Origin of the sequence: Sorangium sp. So ce367 (genome assembly GCF_051520455.1) — a bacterium.
In the GTDB taxonomy this organism is placed as follows: Bacteria; Myxococcota_A; Polyangia; order Polyangiales; family Polyangiaceae; genus Sorangium; species Sorangium cellulosum_B.
Genome location: NZ_CP150334.1, coordinates 564162 through 584410 on the forward strand (window position 1 = coordinate 564162; position 20249 = coordinate 584410).

Annotated in this window: 13 protein-coding genes and 5 tRNA genes; 17 read left to right on the forward strand and 1 reads right to left on the reverse strand. The window is 67.4% G+C overall.

Annotation, left to right across the window (positions count from 1 at the left end; translation table 11 throughout):
• Positions 1-106: 106 nt before the first annotated feature.
• Both WME97_RS02140 and WME97_RS02145 read left to right on the forward strand, forming a co-directional pair.
• Positions 107-859 (forward strand): hypothetical protein, encoded by a 753-nt coding sequence (locus WME97_RS02140; protein ID WP_437549096.1) that lies wholly within the window; start codon positions 107-109, stop codon positions 857-859.
• Positions 860-864: 5 nt separating this feature from the next.
• Positions 865-2352, forward strand: a complete 1488-nt coding sequence (locus WME97_RS02145) for an MXAN_5187 C-terminal domain-containing protein (RefSeq protein WP_437549097.1) — start codon at positions 865-867, stop codon at positions 2350-2352.
• 662 nt (positions 2353-3014) lie between these two features.
• On the opposite strand, the gene WME97_RS02150 is transcribed toward WME97_RS02145, so the two are convergent.
• A complete protein-coding gene (locus tag WME97_RS02150; protein ID WP_437549099.1) occupies positions 3015-4817 on the reverse strand; it encodes a serine/threonine-protein kinase in 1803 nt (600 codons plus the stop codon).
• 754 nt (positions 4818-5571) lie between these two features.
• Here WME97_RS02150 and WME97_RS02155 point away from each other — a divergent pair.
• From WME97_RS02155 to rpoC, 15 genes are all read left to right on the forward strand, one after another.
• A tRNA-Thr gene (locus WME97_RS02155) sits at positions 5572-5644 on the forward strand.
• Between the two features lie 81 nt (positions 5645-5725).
• Positions 5726-5807 (forward strand) — tRNA-Tyr (locus WME97_RS02160).
• 74 nt (positions 5808-5881) lie between these two features.
• Positions 5882-5954: transfer RNA gene (locus WME97_RS02165), tRNA-Gly, on the forward strand.
• Positions 5955-5970: 16 nt separating this feature from the next.
• A tRNA-Thr gene (locus tag WME97_RS02170) sits at positions 5971-6046 on the forward strand.
• Between the two features lie 52 nt (positions 6047-6098).
• Complete coding sequence (gene tuf, locus WME97_RS02175) at positions 6099-7289, forward strand: elongation factor Tu (RefSeq protein ID WP_012233037.1); 1191 nt, start codon at positions 6099-6101, stop codon at positions 7287-7289.
• 9 nt (positions 7290-7298) lie between these two features.
• The gene (gene rpmG, locus WME97_RS02180; RefSeq protein ID WP_437531315.1) at positions 7299-7469 is read left to right on the forward strand and encodes a 50S ribosomal protein L33; all 171 of its coding nucleotides are present in this window, start codon (positions 7299-7301) and stop codon (positions 7467-7469) included.
• Positions 7470-7498: 29 nt separating this feature from the next.
• A tRNA-Trp gene (locus tag WME97_RS02185) sits at positions 7499-7571 on the forward strand.
• Positions 7572-7658: 87 nt separating this feature from the next.
• Positions 7659-8288, forward strand: a complete 630-nt coding sequence (gene secE, locus WME97_RS02190) for a preprotein translocase subunit SecE (RefSeq protein WP_437549101.1) — start codon at positions 7659-7661, stop codon at positions 8286-8288.
• A gap of 30 nt (positions 8289-8318) precedes the next feature.
• The gene (gene nusG / locus WME97_RS02195; protein ID WP_012233040.1) at positions 8319-8849 is read left to right on the forward strand and encodes a transcription termination/antitermination protein NusG; all 531 of its coding nucleotides are present in this window, start codon (positions 8319-8321) and stop codon (positions 8847-8849) included.
• Positions 8850-8966: 117 nt separating this feature from the next.
• Positions 8967-9410: a 50S ribosomal protein L11 gene (gene rplK, locus WME97_RS02200; protein WP_272097520.1), complete on the forward strand. Its 444-nt coding sequence runs from the start codon at positions 8967-8969 to the stop codon at positions 9408-9410.
• A 144-nt stretch (positions 9411-9554) separates the two neighbouring features.
• A complete protein-coding gene (gene rplA / locus WME97_RS02205; protein WP_272097521.1) occupies positions 9555-10265 on the forward strand; it encodes a 50S ribosomal protein L1 in 711 nt (236 codons plus the stop codon).
• Positions 10266-10268: 3 nt separating this feature from the next.
• Complete coding sequence (gene rplJ / locus WME97_RS02210; protein WP_437549104.1) at positions 10269-10799, forward strand: 50S ribosomal protein L10; 531 nt, start codon at positions 10269-10271, stop codon at positions 10797-10799.
• A 98-nt stretch (positions 10800-10897) separates the two neighbouring features.
• Positions 10898-11284, forward strand: coding sequence for a 50S ribosomal protein L7/L12 (gene rplL, locus WME97_RS02215; protein ID WP_437531319.1), 387 nt, complete (start codon positions 10898-10900; stop codon positions 11282-11284).
• A gap of 366 nt (positions 11285-11650) precedes the next feature.
• Positions 11651-15787 (forward strand): DNA-directed RNA polymerase subunit beta, encoded by a 4137-nt coding sequence (gene rpoB, locus WME97_RS02220; RefSeq protein ID WP_437549106.1) that lies wholly within the window; start codon positions 11651-11653, stop codon positions 15785-15787.
• A 141-nt stretch (positions 15788-15928) separates the two neighbouring features.
• Positions 15929-20212: a DNA-directed RNA polymerase subunit beta' gene (gene rpoC / locus WME97_RS02225; protein ID WP_437549108.1), complete on the forward strand. Its 4284-nt coding sequence runs from the start codon at positions 15929-15931 to the stop codon at positions 20210-20212.
• Positions 20213-20249 lie beyond the last annotated feature (37 nt).

Sequence of the window (20249 nt, forward strand, 5' to 3'; positions counted from 1 at the left end):
GATGTGCCCGGGCCGTCAGCGCAGCGTGATGTTCTCCCCACCCCTGTCGTCGGCGCCCGCGAAGCGGCTCTCGAAGTCCGCGCGCGCCGCTGCTAGCATCGATTCCGTGCTCTCTGGCCGTGCCACCGTCGGGGTCTTCGCAGTGCCTGGACTGCTCGTGAGCGCGGCGTGTGTTCCCGAAGGGCCGGCCACGGGGGATGTGAGCGCGCGGCCAGCCGGGACGGTCGCGCCGTCGGTCTCCTTGCCGACCGCGGGCGCCGCTCCGGGAGCGCAGGGGACGGGCGTGTTCGAGGACGACTTCAACCGGTCGGCGCTCGGCCCCGACTGGAACGCCTTGAGCTCCAAGTGGGCCATCGACGAGGGGCAGCTCTGCGTGCGCGCCGCGAGGAACCGCGGCGTGTGGTTGAAGCGGCCGCTGCCGGAGAACGCCCGGATCGAGTTCGACGCCATCGCCGAGGCCCCAGACGGCGATATCAAGGCCGAGCTCTGGGGTGACGGCCGGAGCGGGGCGACGGCGGCGAGCTACACGAACGCGACGAGCTACCTCGTGATCCTCGGAGGATGGAAGAACACGAAGCACGTGCTCGCGCGCCTCGACGAGCACAGCGCCGAACGGCTGGAGATCGACGTGGATCCGGACAGCGACGACGACCGCGCGCGGCCGGTTGCGCCGGGGCAACCGTATCGCTTCCGGATAGAGCGTCGTGACGGCAGGACCCTCTCCTGGTCGGTGAACGACGTCGAGTATCTGGAGCTCAGCGACCCTGCTCCGCTCTCCGGTCCAGGGCACGAGCACATGGGCTTCAACGCATGGGATGCGCCGGTCTGCTTCGACAACCTGCGCATCACGCCCCTCTAGCCGCGATGGAATCGGGTGAGGTCGAGCGGGAGCTCGAGGAGCTGGAGACGCGCATCGAGCGGCTGCGCGCGCTCTACGAGCAGTACTTCATGGGGATCGAACGGCTGGAGCCGCTCATCCCGCGCAAGGACGTCGAGCGTCGCATCTGGGTGATGCGGCGGGAGCAGATCAGGAACACCGGGCTCCGGTTCAAGTTCCAGATGCTGATCCAGCGCTACAACACGTTTCAGCAGTACTGGGGCCGCATCTCGCGCGAGATCGAGAACGGCACGTACCGTCGCGACGTCATCCGCGCGGCGAAGCGGGTCGGAGCGAAGGAAGCGCTCACGATCGTCGGCCGCAAGCGGGCAGAGCGCTACGGGGAGCTCGCCGAGCAGCAGGAGGCAGCGCGCGAGCCGGTCCACCGCGCCGATGACAGCGGCGATCACGAGGAGATCGACGTCGACGACGAGGCGGTCACGCTGGCGCCCCCGCCTTTGCCCGCCGCGTCGCTTTTGGGAAAGCGATCGCTGGCCGCGCTGGCCGCCGAGGAGGCCGCGCCTCGCGCCGCGGCCGCGCCGCTGACCGCACTGGAGGCGTCGAGCGCGGCGCCCGCGAGCTCGCCGGTGCGCCCCGCGCTCGCGCCGCCTGCCATGCCGCAGGCCGCCGCGGTCGTGAAGCCCGCGCCGCTGGGAGGGCTGCCCCGGGGGCTCGGCCTGACCAGGCCCCAGCAGAAGCCGGCGGAGAGCAAGCCGGCAGAGGCGAAGCCGGCCGAGGCCTCCCCAGCGGGCGCGAAGTCGCCGGCGCGCCCTGCCGTCGACAAGGCTCAGCCTGCGGCGGGCGCGAACAGCCGTCAGCGGCTCGCCGAGCTCGCGGCGGAGATGCGCGCTCAGCGCACCAAGACCGGCGACGCATCGAAGGCCGCGGCCGGGCCTCCAGACGTGTTGACGGACGTCGCGTCCGAGCCTCCGCCTGCTCCGAAGCGACCGCCGCCACCGAGCCCGGTCAAGCCTTCTCCTGGCGCTCCGGCCGAAGCCCCAGCGGTCGCTGCCGCCGCGGCGGGCGAAGCGAAGGGCACAGGAGCGAGGCGGCAGGAGCGCGTCCACTCGGAGCGCCCGCCGTCGGCCAGGCGCCGTCGCTCCACCGCGCCGCCTGCCGCGGAGACCGGCGCGGCCAGCGGCGCTCGGCATACGGCGCCGCGGACGCCGTCGCGCCCCCCGGAGGCCGCGCGCGCCGGCGTCGACGCCGCGGTGCGCGCGCGACCCGCGCCCCCGCAGCGATCTGCTGCGCGCGACGACGAGCTCCCGGAGCAGCGGCTGCGTCAGATCTACGCGAAGTACGTCGAGACGAAGCGCGCCGCGCGTGAGTCGACGGCCGGCGTCACCTACGAGCGCCTGGCCGAGAGCCTCCGCGCGCAGGCCGCGAAGCTGCGTGCGACGAACCCGGCCAAGTCCGTCGACTACGATGTCGTCGTCAAGGACGGCAAGACCCTGCTGAAGCCGATCCTCAAGTAGCCGGAGATCGGCTGGCGGCAGGGCGGACGGGACGTCCCAAGGCAGGGATCCACGCGGGACCGACGCTCGGCGAACGTGAGGAGCATGAGCGCTCCGAGCTACGCTCGGTTCGCCGAGACGCTCCCGAGGGCGCTCGCCTCGTCAGACGGTCGGGCTGGGCGGGTGAGGATGCTCCGGCGGATCAGTGGTGCGCGACGCGGCGCCAAAGCTGCGGCAGTCGCTGGACCCGCGGAGGTACTCCGGCGTCGTCCTCGACGAAGAGGATCGCACACGCCGTGCGGTCGGCCTCGCGCATCCTCGCGCATAAGTCGGCGAGGTCATCGTCGGCGTCCACAACGTCGGCTTCGGCCGGCTGGGAACAGCCTTGAACGTATTTGACATTGTCAAGGGCGATCCATCGCCCAGCGAACTCTTTAGATCGACATATGTCGCGCCAGCTCATTCGAGGCGCGACCAAACGAATCTTACTGCCCATTTCCCGTGAGCGACCTTCTCCCCCGTGTTCCAAAGTCAAGCGCCGACCAAACAAAGCCAGGGCGCGGCGTGCACTGAACTTTCAGAACTGTCGGGGCAGGATCTAGCACCGGTCAAAATCGGGCGTCAAGGCAAGCCTGGAACAGCCCGGACCCGCTGAGCGTTGTGCCCGATCCGACCCGCCTCCTTCATCGACACTGCGCTGGCAGCTGGGACATCGCCTCGCCCGCCCCGATCCGCGCGGCGGCCAAGGCGTGGGACTTCGCCGCGCACCCCTTGGACGCGACCGCCCGCTTGGCGCTTGCGCTGATGGCCGCCCTCGCCTCGGCCTTTTTGGGGCCATCGCACGACGCGAAGCGCTTCACTGCGAGATCCGTGTTGCCGCCGTTCGCCAGGTTGATCGCGGCCCTGCACTCCTGCTCCGCCTTCTCGTTGCCAGGCGGCGGGGCCTTGGGCCCGGTGGTCGCGGTCGGGGTCGTCGGGGTCGTCGTGTTCTTCGGGGTGTCCGGAGCCGTCTTGTCCGGGCCGGTGGGCTCGGGCGGGGGAGGCTCCGGGGTGGCGGTGGGCGTGCTCGTGGGCGTGCCCACGGGATCCGACGCCACGGTGACCGACGGCGCGCCCGTGGGCAGCGGGATCGCGGTCGACGTGCTCTCCTCCGTCGTGCTCCCGCCGCTCCCCTTCGTCATCATGACGATGCCCACGACGCCGAGCACCGCGACGGCCGCGACCGCGGCGAGGATCGGAGCTGCCTTGCTCTTCTGCGGCGCCGGCGGCGGCGCGGGGAACACCTGGCCGCTGCCCGTGGGCACGGCCGGGTGCGCCGGGACGACAGCCTGATCCATGACCGTCGGGGCCTGATGGGCCTGATGGTTGACGACGGTCCTCACCGGTCCCGATCCCGTGGGCGGCCCCGCGACGAACAGCGGCTCCCCGAGCTGCGTCTGACCCGAGCGCGACGGCATCAGCGCCGTCCCGCTGGTCGGCGCGTCGCTCCCGACGAGGGTGCGCGGCGCCGCCGCGAGCACCGAGAGGCGAGCGCCCGCGCCGATCGTGAGATCCTCGTAGAACTCCCGCGCCGACTGCTGCCGGTCCTCGCGCCTCTTGCTGAGGGCCCTCATGACGGCCGCCTTCATCTTCGGCGGGGCCGCGGCGCCCATCGGCACCGCCTCGAACGGGAATGGCTGCGCCGTCATGTGCTGAGTCGCCCATGCCCACGGCGTGTCGGCGTCGAACGGCAGGCGCCCGGTGAGCATCTCGTAGGTCAGCACGCCGAGCGAGTAGATGTCGCTCCGCGCGTCGAGCTCGGTCCCCGTGAACTGCTCGGGGCTCATGTACGGCGGGGTGCCGAGCACCGTCCCCTGCTGGGTCAGCTTCTGCTCGGCCTTGGCGCTGCGCTCGTCGCGCTTCGCGATGCCGAAGTCGAGGACCTTGACGTAGTCCTCCTCGCCGGCGCGCTTGGTCAGGAAGATGTTGGCGGGCTTCAGGTCGCGATGGACGATCCCCTTCTCATGGGCCTCCTGGAGCGACCCGCACGTCTGCGCGATGATGCGATCGACGCGCTCGGGAGAGAGCGCGCCGCCCCGCTCGAGCGCCGTCTCCAGCGACTGCCCGTTGAGGAGCTCCATCGCGATGTAGAGCTCCCCGGTGTTCGTCTGCCCGAAGTCGTAGACCTTGATGGTGTTCGGGTGCTCGAGCTCGCTGACCGTGCCGCACTCCCGCATGAAGCGCGCGACCACCTGCGGATCCTTCGCGTGCTGCGAGAGGAGCGTCTTGATGGCGACCTTCCGCACCGACGTCCCCATCGGCTGCTCGCCGTTGTAGACGCGGCCCATCCCGCCCTCGCCGAGCACGCCCATGATGCGGAACCGGCCGCCGACGATGGCGCCGATGAGCGGGTCTGCTTCCACCGGCGCGACAGGGAGGAGCGCGCCGCACGTGGCGCAGAAGCGCGCCCCATCGATGTTTGGCTGATGGCAAGCGGGACATTCCATGCGATCGAACCTCTACCCCCGAAGCATGACGGAACGCGATCGTCGCCTCGGGCCGCTCCGCGGCGCGCCCGGGCGAGCGTGCGCCGGGCAGGATCGCAGCAGCCGCGAGCGGAGCGCAAGGGACCTCTCGCTCGCACGAGGCGCCGTCGACGCGCGTCCTCGTCGTCCCCGTCGTCCCCGTCTTCGCCCCCTCGTTCTCGTTCCACGTTCGCTTGCGTTCGCGCTCACGCAGCTGCTCGCCCGAGCCGCGTCGTCGCTGCGCGCGGCGTTCGGCGCGGGGCACGTGGCCCAGGCGACCCCCGCGCGCGCCTCGCCGCGGCGCTCCGCGGGATCGTTCTATTCGACGTCCGCCGACGTCCGCACTTGAAAATCGGGAGCGCTCGAGCGAGATCGGCGCCGTCGGAGGACGCCGGTGCTCTGGACCGCCCAGCTCGACCACGCGGTCAGACCGCGCTCTCGCAGCCGATTCCAGCGAAACGGACGAAAACGATGCACACCGCTTGACACGTCTCTTGCAGGGGGCTAAGAGCCTCCTCCCTTCGCGGGACTCGTCTACCTTCGGAGCGACGTGAGCGGCACCAACAGCTTCACCTCGCTGCGGTCCAGCCCGGTCGGCACACTCCGAACCGCGCAGGCAGGCGGTCCAGCAGGGCCGGGAGTTGATTGCTCGCACAGAAGTGATCGGTCTTGGGACATTTCGCTAGGTCAGCACGCACGTTTCCCGGAGCCCGGGGACGGGCAGCGGGTGGATGCCGCTGGCGTAGCTCAATCGGTAGAGCACCTGCCTTGTAAGCAGGGGGTTAGGGGTTCAAGTCCCCTCGTCAGCTCCGATGCAAGGCAACAGATTGGCGGTTCGGGAGGTCAGGGCAGAGACAAAATCGGCAAGATCCGATAAATAGAGAAAATCTGGAGGGTTGCCCGAGCGGCCAAAGGGAGCAGACTGTAAATCTGCCGGCAATGCCTACGATGGTTCGAATCCATCACCCTCCACCGGAGCGTCCTTTCGCTCCGAAAGCGGTTCGACCAGGATATAGATCCGCCGGGATCACTCTCGACGGAAGCCCGCGGGCGTAGCTCAGTTGGTAGAGCGTCAGCCTTCCAAGCTGAACGTCGCCGGTTCGAACCCGGTCGCCCGCTCCGTGGTCGGTCGTTTGCCCACCTAGCTCAGTTGGCAGAGCACGTCCTTGGTAAGGACGAGGTCGTCGGTTCAATCCCGATGGTGGGCTCCAGCCAGGACAGCGAAACGCAGCCGCGAACTTCATTTCGGCAGGAGACATCTCGATGGCCAAGGAGAAATTCACTCGTACGAAGCCGCACGTGAACGTGGGCACCATCGGCCACATCGACCACGGCAAGACCACGCTCACCGCGGCGCTCGTCAAGGTGCAGTCGAAGCGCAACCTGGCGAAGGCGATCTCGTACGCCGACATCGCGAAGGGCGGGACGGTCCGTGACGAGACCAAGACGGTGACCATCGCGGCGGCGCACGTCGAGTACGAGTCGGCGAACCGCCACTACGCGCACGTCGACTGCCCCGGGCACGCCGACTACATCAAGAACATGATCACCGGCGCGGCGCAGATGGACGGGGCGATCCTCGTCGTGTCGTCGCTCGACAGCGTGATGCCGCAGACGCGCGAGCACGTGCTGCTCGCCCGGCAGGTCGGCCTGAACCACATCGTCGTGTTCCTCAACAAGTGCGACGCGGTGGACGACCCGGAGATGCTCGACCTTGTCGAGATGGAGGTCCGCGAGCTCCTGTCGAAGTACAAGTTCGACGGGGACAACGCGCCGGTGGTCCGCGGCGCGTCGCTGCCCGCGCTCCAGGGCGACCCGAAGTGGGAGGAGACGATCCAGCAGCTGCTCAGCGCGCTGGACAGCTACATCCCCGAGCCGGTGCGCGACATCGACAAGCCGTTCCTGATGGCGATCGAGGACGTGTTCTCGATCAAGGGCCGCGGCACGGTGGCCACGGGCCGCATCGAGCGCGGCGTGATCAAGGTCGGCGACGAGGTGCAGATCATCGGCTTCAAGGACACGAAGAAGTCGGTCGTGACCGGCGTCGAGATGTTCCGCAAGCTGCTCGATCAGGGGCAGGCGGGCGACAACGTCGGGTGTCTGCTCCGCGGCGTGGAGAAGGAAGAGATCGAGCGCGGCCAGGTGCTGGCGAAGCCCGGATCGATCACGCCGCACACGAAGTTCACCGGTGAGGTGTACGTCCTCAAGAAGGAGGAGGGCGGGCGCCACACGCCGTTCTTCACCAACTACCGGCCGCAGTTCTACATCCGGACGACGGACGTGACCGGCACGGTGAACCTCCCCGAGGGGGTGAAGATGGTGATGCCGGGCGACAACATCACGATGACGATCGAGCTCATCGCCCCGGTCGCGCTGGAGGAGCAGATGCGCTTCGCCATCCGCGAGGGCGGCAAGACGGTGGGCGCCGGCGTCGTCACCAAGATCCTCGCGTAGGAGGCCGACGTGGGCGAGCAGGCCGGTGGGTGGCGTGCGGCGCGCATCGCCGTCTCACTGGCCTGCAGCGAGTGCAAGTCGCGGAACTACAAGACCACGAAGGCACCGGACCAGGTGGTGTCGCTCAAGAAGTTCTGCAAGCAGTGCAAGAAGCACACGGTTCACGACGAGACGAAGTGAACGAGTGCTCAGGAAGGCGCAGCGATTCTAGGGGTATAGCTCAGTTGGTAGAGCAGCGGATTCCAAATCCGCAGGTCGGGAGTTCGAGCCTCTCTGCCCCTGCCGGGGGATGTGGGCGCCTCAGGGCCGCCCCTGGATCCTCACCGAGCAGGCCTTTGTCTGCCGCGGTTCGGCGCGTTTGGTGTTGTTATGGCGAAGGGTCAAAAAGACAAGCCGCCGACGAAGGTCGCGGAGGACGAGGAGCCGGAAGAATCCGGACCGAGCTCGCCTGCCGAGGACTCGTCCCTCGTGGCGCAGAGCGAGGGGACGGGGGCTGCTGACGCGAAGGACGCCGAGGCGCCGCGTGCCGATGAATCGAACGACGCCGATGAGGCCGAGGACGAGGAGGTCGCGGCCACTCAGCTCGGCTCGGAGCGCTATGTGCTCGCCGGCTTCTTCGCCGCGGGGATGCTGCTTGCCTACCTGCTCGGCAAGGTCGTCCATGGCGTCTGGGCGACCCTCGCCAACAAGGACTGGTTCAGCCGGGCGCTGCCGGCGCTCTCCGCGGTGGGTGACGACGACAAGACGACGTACGGCATGATCGTCGGCGGCGTCGTCGCGCTGGTCGTCGTGTTGCGCGCGTTCCGCAACGCCGAGCTTCGCGCCTGGAGCGACGAGGTCGCCGCCGAGCTGGCGAAGGTGAAGTGGCCGACCAAGAAAGAGGTGACGAATGCGACGTTCGTCGTCATCGCGACGACCACCGTGGCGACCCTCTACCTGGCGCTGCTCGACCGCTTCTGGGCATTCGTGACCAACATCGTTTACGGCGATGGAAGCTGAAGCAGGGAGACCCTGAGGGAATCAAGCGCCATGGCCAAGAAGTGGTACGTCATCCATACCTACTCGGGATACGAGGCGAAGGTGCGCGACGCGCTCCAGCAGCGCGTGAAACAGTACAGCCTGGAGGATCGGTTCGGCGAGATCCTCATCCCGAGCGAGACCGTCACGGAGAACCGTCCCGGCGGTAAGACCCGCGTTCGTCAGAAGCTCAGTCTGCCCGGCTACATCTTCGTGGAGATGGAGATGAACGAGCAGGTCTGGCACCTGGTCAAGGACACGCCCAAGGTGACCGGCTTCATCGGCAACCAGACGCCGCAGGAGGTCCCGATCGTTCAGATCGACAATCTCCGGCGGGGGATCGTCGAAGGGGCGGTCAAGCCCAAGCCGCGGCTCACGTTCGAGGTGGGTGAGGAGGTGCGGGTCCTCGATGGCGCCTTCGCGAACTTCACCGGCACGGTCGATGACGTCAAGATGGACAAGCAGAAGCTCAAGGTGAAGGTGAGCATCTTCGGCCGACCCACCAGCGTTGAGCTCGACTTCTCAGCCGTGGAGAAGCGCTAGCCAGGAACGGACGGCTGCAAACCTGCGGGCGAGCACCGCGCCTCCGCGGTGCTTCGCTGTTTCTCTGAATAGTAGACCGCCCGTCGGGCGGCGGTTCGATAGGGTGCGAGATTCATCATGGCGAAGAAAGTCACAGGGTATGTGAAGCTGCAGCTTCCGGCGGGCAAGGCCAACCCGTCGCCCCCCGTCGGTCCGGCGCTCGGCCAGCACGGCGTCAACATCATGGCGTTCTGCAAGGACTTCAACTCGCGGACGGCGGCGCAGGGGGACATGATCATCCCGGTGGTGATCACGGTCTACTCGGACCGCTCGTTCACGTTCATCATGAAGACGCCGCCGGCCTCCGTGCTCCTCAAGAAGGCGGCGGGGCTCGAGACGAAGAAGAAGCCGGGCGCGGGCTCCAAGGAGCCCAACAAGGTCAAGGTGGGCAAGGTCACGCAGAAGCAGCTGCAGGAGCTTGCCCAGCTCAAGATGCAGGACATGAACACGACGAACCTCGAGTCCGCGATGCGCAGCATGGCGGGCACGGCGCGCTCGATGGGCATCGACGTCGTCGACTGAGGTGGTCGTGGCGCTCCCCGCCGTCGGGGATGCGCCCCGCCGCGCCGGGCGCCCGAGAGGGGCGTTCAGCGGGCCAGAAGCAAGACTTACCACGGTAGTTTAAGGCGCACCGTGGGAGGCGAGAGCCGTTAAGAAGGAGGGCATGTGCCGAAAGTCGCCAAGAAGAAAGTCGCAGCGCGGGCAGTCGTCGACCGCGCTCGAAAGTACACATTGCAGGAGGCGTGCGCGCTCGTGAAACAAGCGGCGCCCGCCAAGTTCGACGAGACAGTGGACCTCGCGGTCCGGCTGGGTGTCAACCCGCGGCACGCTGACCAGATGGTCCGTGGCGCCGTCGTGCTCCCGCATGGGACGGGGCAGTCGCTTCGGGTCCTGGTGTTCGCCAAGGGCGAGAAGGCCAAGGAGGCCGAGGCGGCCGGCGCCGACTTCGTCGGCGAGGCGGATCTCGTGAACAAGGTCCAGGAAGGCTTCATGGACTTCGATCGCGTGATCGCCACGCCGGACATGATGGGTCTGGTGGGCAAGCTCGGCCGTATCCTCGGTCCGCGCGGCCTGATGCCGAACCCGAAGGTCGGGACCGTGACGTTCGACGTGAAGACGGCCGTCTCGGAGGCGAAGGCCGGCAAGGTGGAGTACCGTGTCGAGAAGGCGGGCATCGTGCACGCGCGGATCGGCAAGGTCTCCTTCGCGGAGAACGCGCTCCATGTGAACGCGGACGCGCTGATCCAGGCGCTCGTCCGGGCCAAGCCGGCGACGGCCAAGGGCATCTACCTCCGGAGCATCACGCTGTCTTCGACGATGGGCCCCGGGGTTCGCATCGACCCGGTCCATTTCATCGGCAAGACGGAGGAGGCGTAGCCCATGGAACGGTCCCAGAAGGAAGTGCTGATCGGCTCCGTCCGGCAGAAGTTCGAGCGGATGTCTTCCGCGGTCTTCCTGGATTTCAAGGGGATGAACGTCGAAGCGGTCACCAAGCTTCGCGATGAGTTCCGGAAGTCCGGCGTGGAGTACCGGGTCGTGAAGAACACGCTCGTCCGCCACGCCATCAAGGAGCACCCCTGGGCGAAGACCCTCGCGAAGAGCCTGACCGGCATGACCGGCGTGGCCTGGAGCTACGAGGATCCGAGCGCGGCAGCCAAGGTCGTCAAGGCGTTCCGCAAGGACAACCAGAAGCTGCAGGTCAAGGCGGGGCTCATCGAGGGGCAGATCCTCTCGGGGGATGCCGTCGAGACGCAGCTCGCGACGATGCCCGGCAAGGATGAGCTTCGTGCCACGCTGCTCGCGACGCTGCAGGCGCCGCTCCAGCAGTTCGTGCAGCAGCTCAACGCGCCTCTCCAGAATTTCGCCTATCTCCTGAAGGCGAAGGAAGAGGAAGCGGGCAAGCAGGCCTGAGAGGGTGCTTTCGTATCAATTGGGCCTTGCGCCCGTCTGGTTTTGGTTTACATGGGCCCCTCCGCGGGGCGCGCAGAAGAGTTTGAAGGAGTCTTGCAATGGCTGAGATCACGCGCGAGCAGGTCGTCGATTACCTCTCCAACCTCCCTGTCATCCAGATCGCCGAGCTCATCAAGGACCTCGAGAACAAGTGGGGCGTCAAGGCTGCCCCCGCGGCCGTCGCCGTCGCCGCTGGTCCCTCGACCGCCGCTCCGGCCGAGAAGGCCCCGGAGCAGACCGAGTTCGACGTCATCCTCGCGAACGCGGGCAGCAACAAGATCGGCGTCATCAAGGCGATCCGCGAGATCACCGGTCTGGGCCTGAAGGAGGCGAAGGACCTGGTCGAGGCCGCGCCGAAGACCGTCAAGGAGCAGGTTTCCAAGGCGGACGCGGAGGAGATGAAGAAGAAGCTCGTCGAGGCAGGTGCTACCGTCGAGCTCAAGTAACGATCACCGCTCCCTGCAAGGGAAATCGGGATCCGCCGGCGGACGGCGGCAGGGGCGGTCGTCCCTGCCGCACGTCCCGCTTTTGTCTGATGAACGGGACCGCGTTTGCGGGCCCTCGCGCAACGCTGAAGAGGGCCGCGAGTACGGGTCCTCGGTCAATCCTGAAGAGGACCGCGGGTGCGGGTCCTCGGCCAACGTCGGAGCTCAATGGGTCGCCACGCGGTCCGCTCTGCCCCCACAACCAAGATGTTTTGGGTCCTCATTCCCTGGGGACGCTCGCTCGCCATTCGTGCGTAGCTTCGTGTTCGTTGCTCGGTTCGAGCCGTGCGCCCGCCCCGCACTGCTCGTGTGAGCCGGAGGAAATCGATGCCGTCGGTCGTCCAATCCAACTTCCGCGTCCGTAAGAACCTGGGTCGCGTTCGTCGCATCATCGACGTCCCCAACCTGATCGACATCCAGAAGTCGAGCTACGACAAATTCCTCCAGATGAGCGTTCCGCCGAACGAGCGGGAGGAGGTCGGGCTGCAGGCGGTGTTCCGCTCGGTCTTCCCGATCAAAGACTTCAACGGCACGAGCGAGCTCGTCTTCGTCTCGTACAACCTCGAGCCGCCGAAGTACGACGTCGATGAGTGCCGCCAGCGCGGTATGACCTACTCGGCGCCGATCAAGGTCACGAACCAGCTGATGATCTACGACACCCGCGACGGCGGGGAGCGGATCGTGCGCGACATCAAGGAGCAGGAGGTCTACTTCGGCGAGCTCCCGCTGATGACCGAGACGGGCACGTTCATCATCAACGGCACCGAGCGCGTCGTCGTCAGCCAGCTGCACCGTAGCCCCGGCGTCTTCTTCGACCACGACAAGGGCAAGACGCACTCGAGCGGCAAGCTGCTCTACTCCGCGCGCGTGATCCCGTACCGCGGCTCGTGGCTCGACTTCGAGTTCGACCCGAAGGACATCATCTATGTTCGCATCGATCGCCGGCGGAAGATGCACGCGACGGTGCTTCTGCGCGCGCTCGGGTACTCGACGCAGGACCTGCTGAACTACTTCTACTCGACCGAGACCGTGTACCTCGAGAAGGGTGGCAAGTACGCGAAGAGCATCGAGTACGATCTCCTCGCCGGCCAGCGGACGACGCGCGACATCAAGATCGGCAACGACGTCATCGTCAAGAAGAACACCAAGTTCACCCGCGCCGCCATCCGGAAGATGAAGGAGGCGAAGCTCGAGCGGCTCAGCCTCGAGCCGGAGGAGCTCGTCGGGAAGGTCGCGGCGCACGACATCGTCGACCCGGAGACCGGCGAGGTCGTGGTCGAGGTGAACGAGGAGCTCACCGAGGCGAAGCTCGAGCGGCTGCGCGACGCGAACATCGAGCAGTTCCGCATCCTCTTCATCGACGGCCTGAACGTCGGCTCGTACCTCCGCGACACGCTGCTCACCGACAAGGTGAAGACGATGGAGGACTCGATCCTGGAGATCTACCGGCGGCTGCGGCCGGGCGATCCGCCGACGCTCGAGACCGCCAAGACCCTGTTCCACAACCTGTTCTTCAACGCCGAGCGTTATGACCTGTCGAAGGTCGGCCGGCTGAAGCTGAACTACAAGTTCTACCGGGATGTCCCCGAGGACGAGCGGCCGGGGCTCGATCTCACGGTGCTCACGCCGCAGGACATCCTGGAGACCGTGCGTCACCTGATCGAGCTCAAGAACGGGCGCGGCTCGGTCGACGACATCGATCACCTCGGCAACCGCCGCGTGCGCGCGGTCGGCGAGCTGATGGAGAATCAGTACCGCATCGGCCTCGTCCGCATGGAGCGCGCGATCAAGGAGCGCATGAGCATGTCGCAGGAGATCGACACGCTCATGCCCCACGATCTGATCAACGCGAAGCCGGTCAGCGCGGTCGTGAAGGAGTACTTCGGGAGCTCCCAGCTCTCGCAGTTCATGGACCAGACCAACCCGCTCTCGGAGGTCACCCACAAGCGCCGCCTCTCGGCGCTCGGCCCGGGCGGCCTGACCCGCGAGCGCGCCGGGTTCGAGGTGCGCGACGTCCACGCGACCCACTACGGCCGTATCTGCCCCATCGAGACGCCGGAAGGTCCGAACATCGGCCTCATCGCCTCGCTGTCGACGTTCGCCCGCGTGAACGAGTTCGGGTTCGTCGAGACGCCGTACCGGAAGGTCGAGAACGGCCGGGTGACGGAGGACGTGATCTGGCTCTCCGCGCTCGAAGAGGAGGGCAAGTACATCGCGCAGGCGACCGTGAACCTCGACGAGGGCGGTCGCTTCAAGGAGTCGCTGGTCTCGGCCCGCTACAACGGCGAGTTCAAGATCGTCACGCCCGAGATGGTCGAGCTGATGGACGTCGCGCCGAACCAGATGGTGTCGGTCGCCGCCGCGCTCGTGCCCTTCCTCGAGCACGACGACGCGAACCGCGCGCTCATGGGCGCCAACATGCAGCGTCAGGCCGTGCCCCTCGTGCAGTCGCACGCGCCGCTCGTCGGCACCGGCATGGAGGAGCGGCTCGCCCGCGACTCCGGCGTCTGCGTCATCGCGCGGCGCCCCGGGGTCGTCGAGAGCGTCGATGCGACGCGCATCGTCGTCCGCGCCGAGGGCGAGGGCGCCGAGGTGCCCGATATCTACCACCTCATGAAGTTCCAGCGCTCGAACCAGTCGACCTGCTACACGCAGAAGCCGGTCGTCAGGACGGGCGAGGTGGTGAAGAAGGGCGACGTGCTCGCCGACGGCCCGTCGACGGACATGGGCGAGCTCGCGCTCGGCCAGAACGTGCTCGTCGCGTTCATGCCGTGGCAGGGCTACAACTTCGAGGACTCGATCCTGGTCTCGGAGCGCATCGCCAAGGACGACGTGTTCACCTCGATCCACATCGAGGAGTTCGAGTGCGTCGCCCGCGACACGAAGCTCGGCAAGGAGGAGATCACCCGCGACATCCCGAACGTCGGCGAGGAGGCGCTCAAGGACCTCGACGACTCCGGCATCGTGCGCATCGGGGCCGAGGTGCGGCCGGGCGACATCCTGGTCGGCAAGATCACGCCGAAGGGCGAGACCCAGCTCTCGCCCGAGGAGAAGCTGCTCCGGGCGATCTTCGGCGAGAAGGCCGGCGACGTCCGCGACAGCTCGCTCAAGGTGCCGCCCGGAGTCGGCGGGATCGTCATCAACGCCCGCGTGTTCTCGCGCAAGGGGACCGAGAAGGACGACCGCGCGCGGGACATCGAGGATCAGGAGCGGGCCAGGATCGAGCGGACGCGCGACGAGGAGATCAAGATCCTCCGCGACTCGTTCTTCCGCCGCATCCGCGAGCTCCTCCTCGGCAAGGAGGCGACGGGCAAGCTCGTCGACGACAAGGGCAAGGTGCTCTTCCAGAAGGGCGCCATCATCGACGAGCCCTCGCTCGCCGAGATCCCCCGCAAGTACTGGGGGGAGATCCCCGTGGACGACGCCGAGCGGGTCCAGCAGATCCTGCGCGACCTCGAGGAGCTCGTCCGCACGCGCGAGGAGCACTTCCGCGACAAGATCGATCGCCTCTCCAAGGGCGACGAGCTGCCGCCGGGCGTCATCAAGATGGTGAAGGTCTATATCGCCATCAAGCGCAAGCTCCAGGTCGGCGACAAGATGGCGGGCCGCCACGGCAACAAGGGCGTCATCAGCCGCATCCTCCCCGAGGAGGACATGCCGTATCTGCAGGACGGCAGGCCGGTCGATCTCGTGCTGAACCCGCTCGGCGTGCCGAGCCGCATGAACGTCGGTCAGATCCTCGAGATTCACCTCGGGTGGGGCGCCTTCGAGCTCGGCAACCAGCTGCAGCGGATGCTCGAGCAGCAGCGGGCGAGCGCCGAGATCAAGGAGCACCTGAAGGCCATCTACGCCGGCGACGAGACGATGAACGGCTTCTTCGACAACCTCGATGACGGCGACGTCAAGCGCTTCGTCAAGACGGTCGATGATGGCGTCTTCATGGGATCGCCGGTGTTCGACGGCGCGCACGAGTCGGACATCAAGGGCGCTCTCGCCCTCGCGGATCTCCCGACCTCGGGCCAGGCGATCCTCTTCGACGGGCGCACGGGCGACGCCTTCGATCAGAACGTCACGGTGGGCATCATGTACATGCTGAAGCTCCACCACCTGGTCGACGACAAGATCCACGCTCGCTCTATCGGGCCCTACTCGCTCGTCACGCAGCAGCCCCTCGGCGGCAAGGCGCAGTTCGGCGGGCAGCGGCTCGGCGAGATGGAGGTCTGGGCGATGGAGGCCTACGGCGCGGCCTACGCGCTGCAGGAGTTCCTCACCGTGAAGAGCGACGACGTGATGGGCCGCACCCGGATGTACGAGGCCATCGTGAAGGGGGACTACACCCTGGAGGCGGGGCTGCCGGAGAGCTTCAACGTGCTCATCAAGGAGCTCCAGTCGCTGTGCCTGAACGTCGAGCTGGTCGAGACGAGCGCAGGGGTGGAGGCGTCGGCCGCGGAGGAAGAGGAGTGATGCAGTTCGTCACGTCACGAGCGCCGCGCGCCTTCTCGGTGACGGCAGGGGAGGCGCGCCGCGCGGGCGGCGCGCTCCCGAACGCTCAAGCAGTGGGCGCGGACAGGTTCATCGGTTTCGTTTCTGTCTCCGGAGGTCTCCATGCGTGACATCTTCAGCTTCTTCGAGAAGCCCAAGGACCCGCTGTCGTTCAGCGCCATCCGCATCTCGCTCGCGAGCCCGGAGAAGATCCGCGAGTGGTCGCACGGCGAGGTGAAGAAGCCGGAGACCATCAACTACCGGACGTTCAAGCCGGAGCGCGATGGTCTGTTCTGCGCCAAGATCTTCGGGCCCGTGAAGGACTACGAGTGCAACTGCGGCAAGTACAAGCGCATGAAGCACCGTGGCATCGTGTGCGAGAAGTGCGGCGTCGAGGTCATCCAGTCGAAGGTCCGGCGCGAGCGGCTCGGGCACATCTCGCTGGCCACGCCGGTCGCCCACATCTGGTTCCTGAAGAGCCTGCCGTCGCGCATCGGAAACATGCTCGACATCACGCTCAAGGACCTGGAGAAGGTGCTCTATTGCGAGGCGTACATCGTCATCGATCCCAAGGAGACTGGCCTCATGCGGGGCGATCTCCTGAGCGAGGAGCGGTATCTGCAGCTCCTCGACGAGTACGGTGACGACAAGTTCAGCGCCGGGATGGGCGGCGAGGCGATCCTCGAGATGCTCAAGCAGGTCGACGTCCACGGCCTGGCGGAGCTGCTCAGGACGGAGATGCGCGCCGCGACCAGCGAGGCCAAGCGGAAGAAGCTCGCGAAGCGGCTCAAGGTCGTCGAGGCGTTCCGCGAGAGCGGCAACCGGCCCGAGTGGATGATGCTGACCGTGATCCCGGTGCTCCCGCCGGATCTGCGCCCGCTCGTCCCCCTGGACGGCGGCCGCTTCGCGACCAGCGATCTCAACGACCTCTACCGCCGCGTCATCAACCGCAACAACCGCCTGAAGCGGCTCCTCGAGCTGAACGCGCCGGAGATCATCATCCGGAACGAGCGCCGGATGCTGCAGGAGGCGGTCGACGCGCTGTTCGACAACGGCCGCCGCGGCAAGACGATCACCGGCCCGAACAAGCGCCCGCTCAAGTCGCTCTCCGACATGCTGAAGGGCAAGCAGGGCCGGTTCCGCCAGAACCTGCTCGGCAAGCGCGTCGACTACTCGGGCCGCTCCGTCATCGTCGTGGGCCCGACGCTGCGCCTGCACCAGTGCGGCCTGCCCAAGAAGATGGCGCTCGAGCTCTTCAAGCCGTTCATCTACAACAAGCTGGAAGAGCGCGGCTACGTCAACACCATCAAGAGCGCCAAGAAGATGGTGGAGAAGGAGCGCCCGGAGGTCTGGGACATCCTCGAGGAGGTCATCAGCGAGCACCCGGTGCTCCTGAACCGCGCCCCGACGCTCCACCGCCTCGGCATCCAGGCGTTCGAGCCCGTCCTCATCGAGGGCAAGGCGATCCAGCTGCACCCGCTGGTCTGCGCGGCGTTCAACGCCGACTTCGACGGCGACCAGATGGCGGTCCACGTGCCGCTGTCGGTCGAGGCGCAGATGGAGGCGCGCGTGCTCATGATGAGCACGAACAACATCCTCTCGCCCGCGAGCGGCAAGCCGATCATCAACCCGACCCAGGACATCGTTCTCGGGCTCTACTACGCGACCCGCGAGCGGAAGTTCGAGAAGGGGTCGTACCGCGCGGACACCCTCGCCTTCGGCGAGGACGGCGTGGCGCAGGGCTACCTGCGGGGCGTCTACGCCTCCCTCGAGGAGGTGCGGATGGCGTACGACAACGGCGAGGTCGCGCTGCACGCCGGCGTCCGCGTCCGCGTGCCGATCATCGACGACGACGGCAACCCGCAGCTCGACGAGTTCGGCCACGTGAAGCGCCGCATCGTCGAGACCACGGTGGGCCGCGTCATCATCTCCGAGGTCCTCCCGAAGGGGGTCGCGTTCGAGTACGCGAACAAGACCCTCGACAAGAAGGCGCTCTCGGCGCTCATCGACGTCTGCTACCGCATCCACCGCAACAAGGAGACCGTCCTCCTCGCGGACCGGCTCCGCACGCTCGGCTTCGACCACGCGATGCGGGCGGGTATCTCGATCTGCATGGATCACATGGTGATCCCGGCGGCCAAGAAGGTCCTCCTCGGCGAGGCGCAGAAGGAGGTCGAGCGCGTCGTCGAGCAGTACCAGGAGGGGCTCATCACCGACGGCGAGCGGTACAACAAAATCGTCGATATCTGGGCGAGCATCGCCGACCAGGTCACGACCGAGATGATGGCCGGCATCGGCAAGGAGACGATCGTCGACCACGAGACGGGCAAGGAGTCGATCGAGCCGAGCTTCAACCCGATCTACATCATGGCCGACTCCGGCGCGCGCGGCTCCACGCAGCAGATCCGGCAGCTGGCCGCGATGCGCGGCCTGATGGCCAAGCCGTCCGGCGAGATCATCGAGACGCCGATCACCGCGAACTTCCGCGAGGGTCTCAGCGTGCTCCAGTACTTCATCTCGACGCACGGCGCCCGGAAGGGGCTCGCCGACACGGCGCTCAAGACGGCGAACTCGGGGTACCTCACCCGGCGGCTCGTCGACGTGGCGCAGGACGCGGTCATCTCCGAGTTCGACTGCGGCACGCTCGACGGCATCCGCGTGGCGAAGCTCGAGGAGGCCGGCGAGGTCATCCAGCCGCTCGGCGACCGCATCCTCGGCCGCGTCGCGCTGGAGGACGTCGTCGACCCGCTCACCGGCGAGGTGCTCATCACGGCGAACACCGAGCTCGACGAGCAGGCGGTGCGGTCCATCGAGGACGCCGGCATCGAGGAGGTCGTCATCCGCTCGGTGCTCACGTGCCAGCTCCGCCGCGGGGTCTGCGCGCTGTGCTACGGGCGCGACCTCGCGCGCGGCTACCGGGTCAACATCGGCGAGGCGGTGGGCATCATCGCCGCCCAGTCGATCGGCGAGCCGGGCACGCAGCTCACGATGCGCACCTTCCACATCGGCGGCACCGCGGCGCGCGGCAAGATCGAGGCGAGCTACCTCGAGGCCCGCACCGAGGGCACCGTCCGCCTCCGCCGCGCGGTCGTCCAGAAGAAGAAGGACGGCACCATGGTGGTCATGAACCGCCACGGCGAGATCGTGGTCGTCGACGAGACGGGGCGCGAGCGCGAGCACAACCGCCTCGTCTACGGCGCCATCCTCAAGAAGGCCGACGGCGAGCGCACCAAGCCCGGCGAGCTGCTCGCCGAGTGGGACCAGTTCGCGACGCCGATCCTCACCGAGGTCTCCGGCGTTGTGAAGTTCGGCGACCTCATCGAGGGCGTCAGCGTGCAGGATCGCCTCGACGAGGTGACGGGCCTGTCGCGAAAGGTCGTCATCGAGTCGAAGGCGGCCGACGTCCGCCCGCGCATCTCGCTGAAGGACCCGGAGTCGGGCAAGACGCTGAAGCTCCCGAACAGCGAGCTCGAGGCGCGCTACCTGCTCCCTGTCGGCGCCCACATCGTCGCGCAGGAGGGGGATCTCATCGAGGCCGGCGAGGTCATCGCCAAGATCCCGCGCGACACGACGAAGGTGCAGGACATCACCGGCGGTCTGCCCCGCGTCGCCGAGCTGTTCGAGGCCCGAAAGCCGAAGGATCACGCGATCATCAGCGAGATCGACGGCGAGGTCACGTTCGGCAAGGACACGAAGGGCAAGCGGAAGGTCATCATCACGCCGTACTCGCCGGACGGGCACGCGCTCGGCGATCAGGCGCGCGAGTACCTGATCCCGAAGGGCAAGCACATCCAGGTGCAGCCGGGTGACCGGGTGCGCGCGGGCGACCCCCTCCAGGACGGCCCGCCGAACCCGCACGACATCCTCCGGGTGAAGGGCGAGAAGGAGCTGTCGGCCTGGCTCGTGAACGAGATCCAGCAGGTCTACCGGCTCCAGGGCGTCGGCATCAACGACAAGCACATCGAGGTCATCGTCCGGCAGATGCTCCGGCGTGTCCGCGTGCGCGAGGTCGGCGACACGAACTTCCTGGTGGACGAGCAGGTCGAGAAGCACATCTTCGAGAAGGAGAACGAGACCGTGCTCGAGCGCGGCGGCAAGCCCGCCATCGCCGAGGCGCTCCTCCTCGGCATCACCAAGGCCAGCCTGTCGACCGAGTCGTTCATCAGCGCCTCGTCGTTCCAGGAGACGACCAAGGTGCTCACCGAGGCCGCGATCAACGGCAAGACGGACGATCTCCGCGGTCTCAAGGAGAACGTCATCATGGGCCGCCTGATCCCGGCCGGGACGGGGCTGCCCGCCTACAAGCGCCTCCAGGTCGTGGTCGAGGGCGAGCCGGTGGCGCAAGCGCCGTACGTCGCCCCCCGGCCGCGTCCCGAGGAGACGCTCACGGCCGTGAACGAGGAGTAGCGGCCTTGCCGGCGCGCCCAGGGCGGGATCCAACCCC

Excerpts from the sequence above, each read along its gene's own strand:
- WME97_RS02150 (WP_437549099.1), bottom strand. The coding sequence starts at position 4,817 with ATGGAATGTCCCGCTTGCCATCAGCCAAACATCGATGGGGCGCGCTTC.
- secE (WP_437549101.1), top strand. The coding sequence starts at position 7,659 with ATGGCGAAGGGTCAAAAAGACAAGCCGCCGACGAAGGTCGCGGAGGAC.
- nusG (WP_012233040.1), top strand. The coding sequence starts at position 8,319 with ATGGCCAAGAAGTGGTACGTCATCCATACCTACTCGGGATACGAGGCG.
- WME97_RS02145 (WP_437549097.1), top strand. The coding sequence starts at position 865 with ATGGAATCGGGTGAGGTCGAGCGGGAGCTCGAGGAGCTGGAGACGCGC.
- tuf (WP_012233037.1), top strand. The coding sequence starts at position 6,099 with ATGGCCAAGGAGAAATTCACTCGTACGAAGCCGCACGTGAACGTGGGC.
- rplJ (WP_437549104.1), top strand. The coding sequence starts at position 10,269 with ATGGAACGGTCCCAGAAGGAAGTGCTGATCGGCTCCGTCCGGCAGAAG.
- rpoB (WP_437549106.1), top strand. The coding sequence starts at position 11,651 with ATGCCGTCGGTCGTCCAATCCAACTTCCGCGTCCGTAAGAACCTGGGT.
- rpoC (WP_437549108.1), top strand. The coding sequence starts at position 15,929 with ATGCGTGACATCTTCAGCTTCTTCGAGAAGCCCAAGGACCCGCTGTCG.
- rplL (WP_437531319.1), top strand. The coding sequence starts at position 10,898 with ATGGCTGAGATCACGCGCGAGCAGGTCGTCGATTACCTCTCCAACCTC.
- rplK (WP_272097520.1), top strand. The coding sequence starts at position 8,967 with ATGGCGAAGAAAGTCACAGGGTATGTGAAGCTGCAGCTTCCGGCGGGC.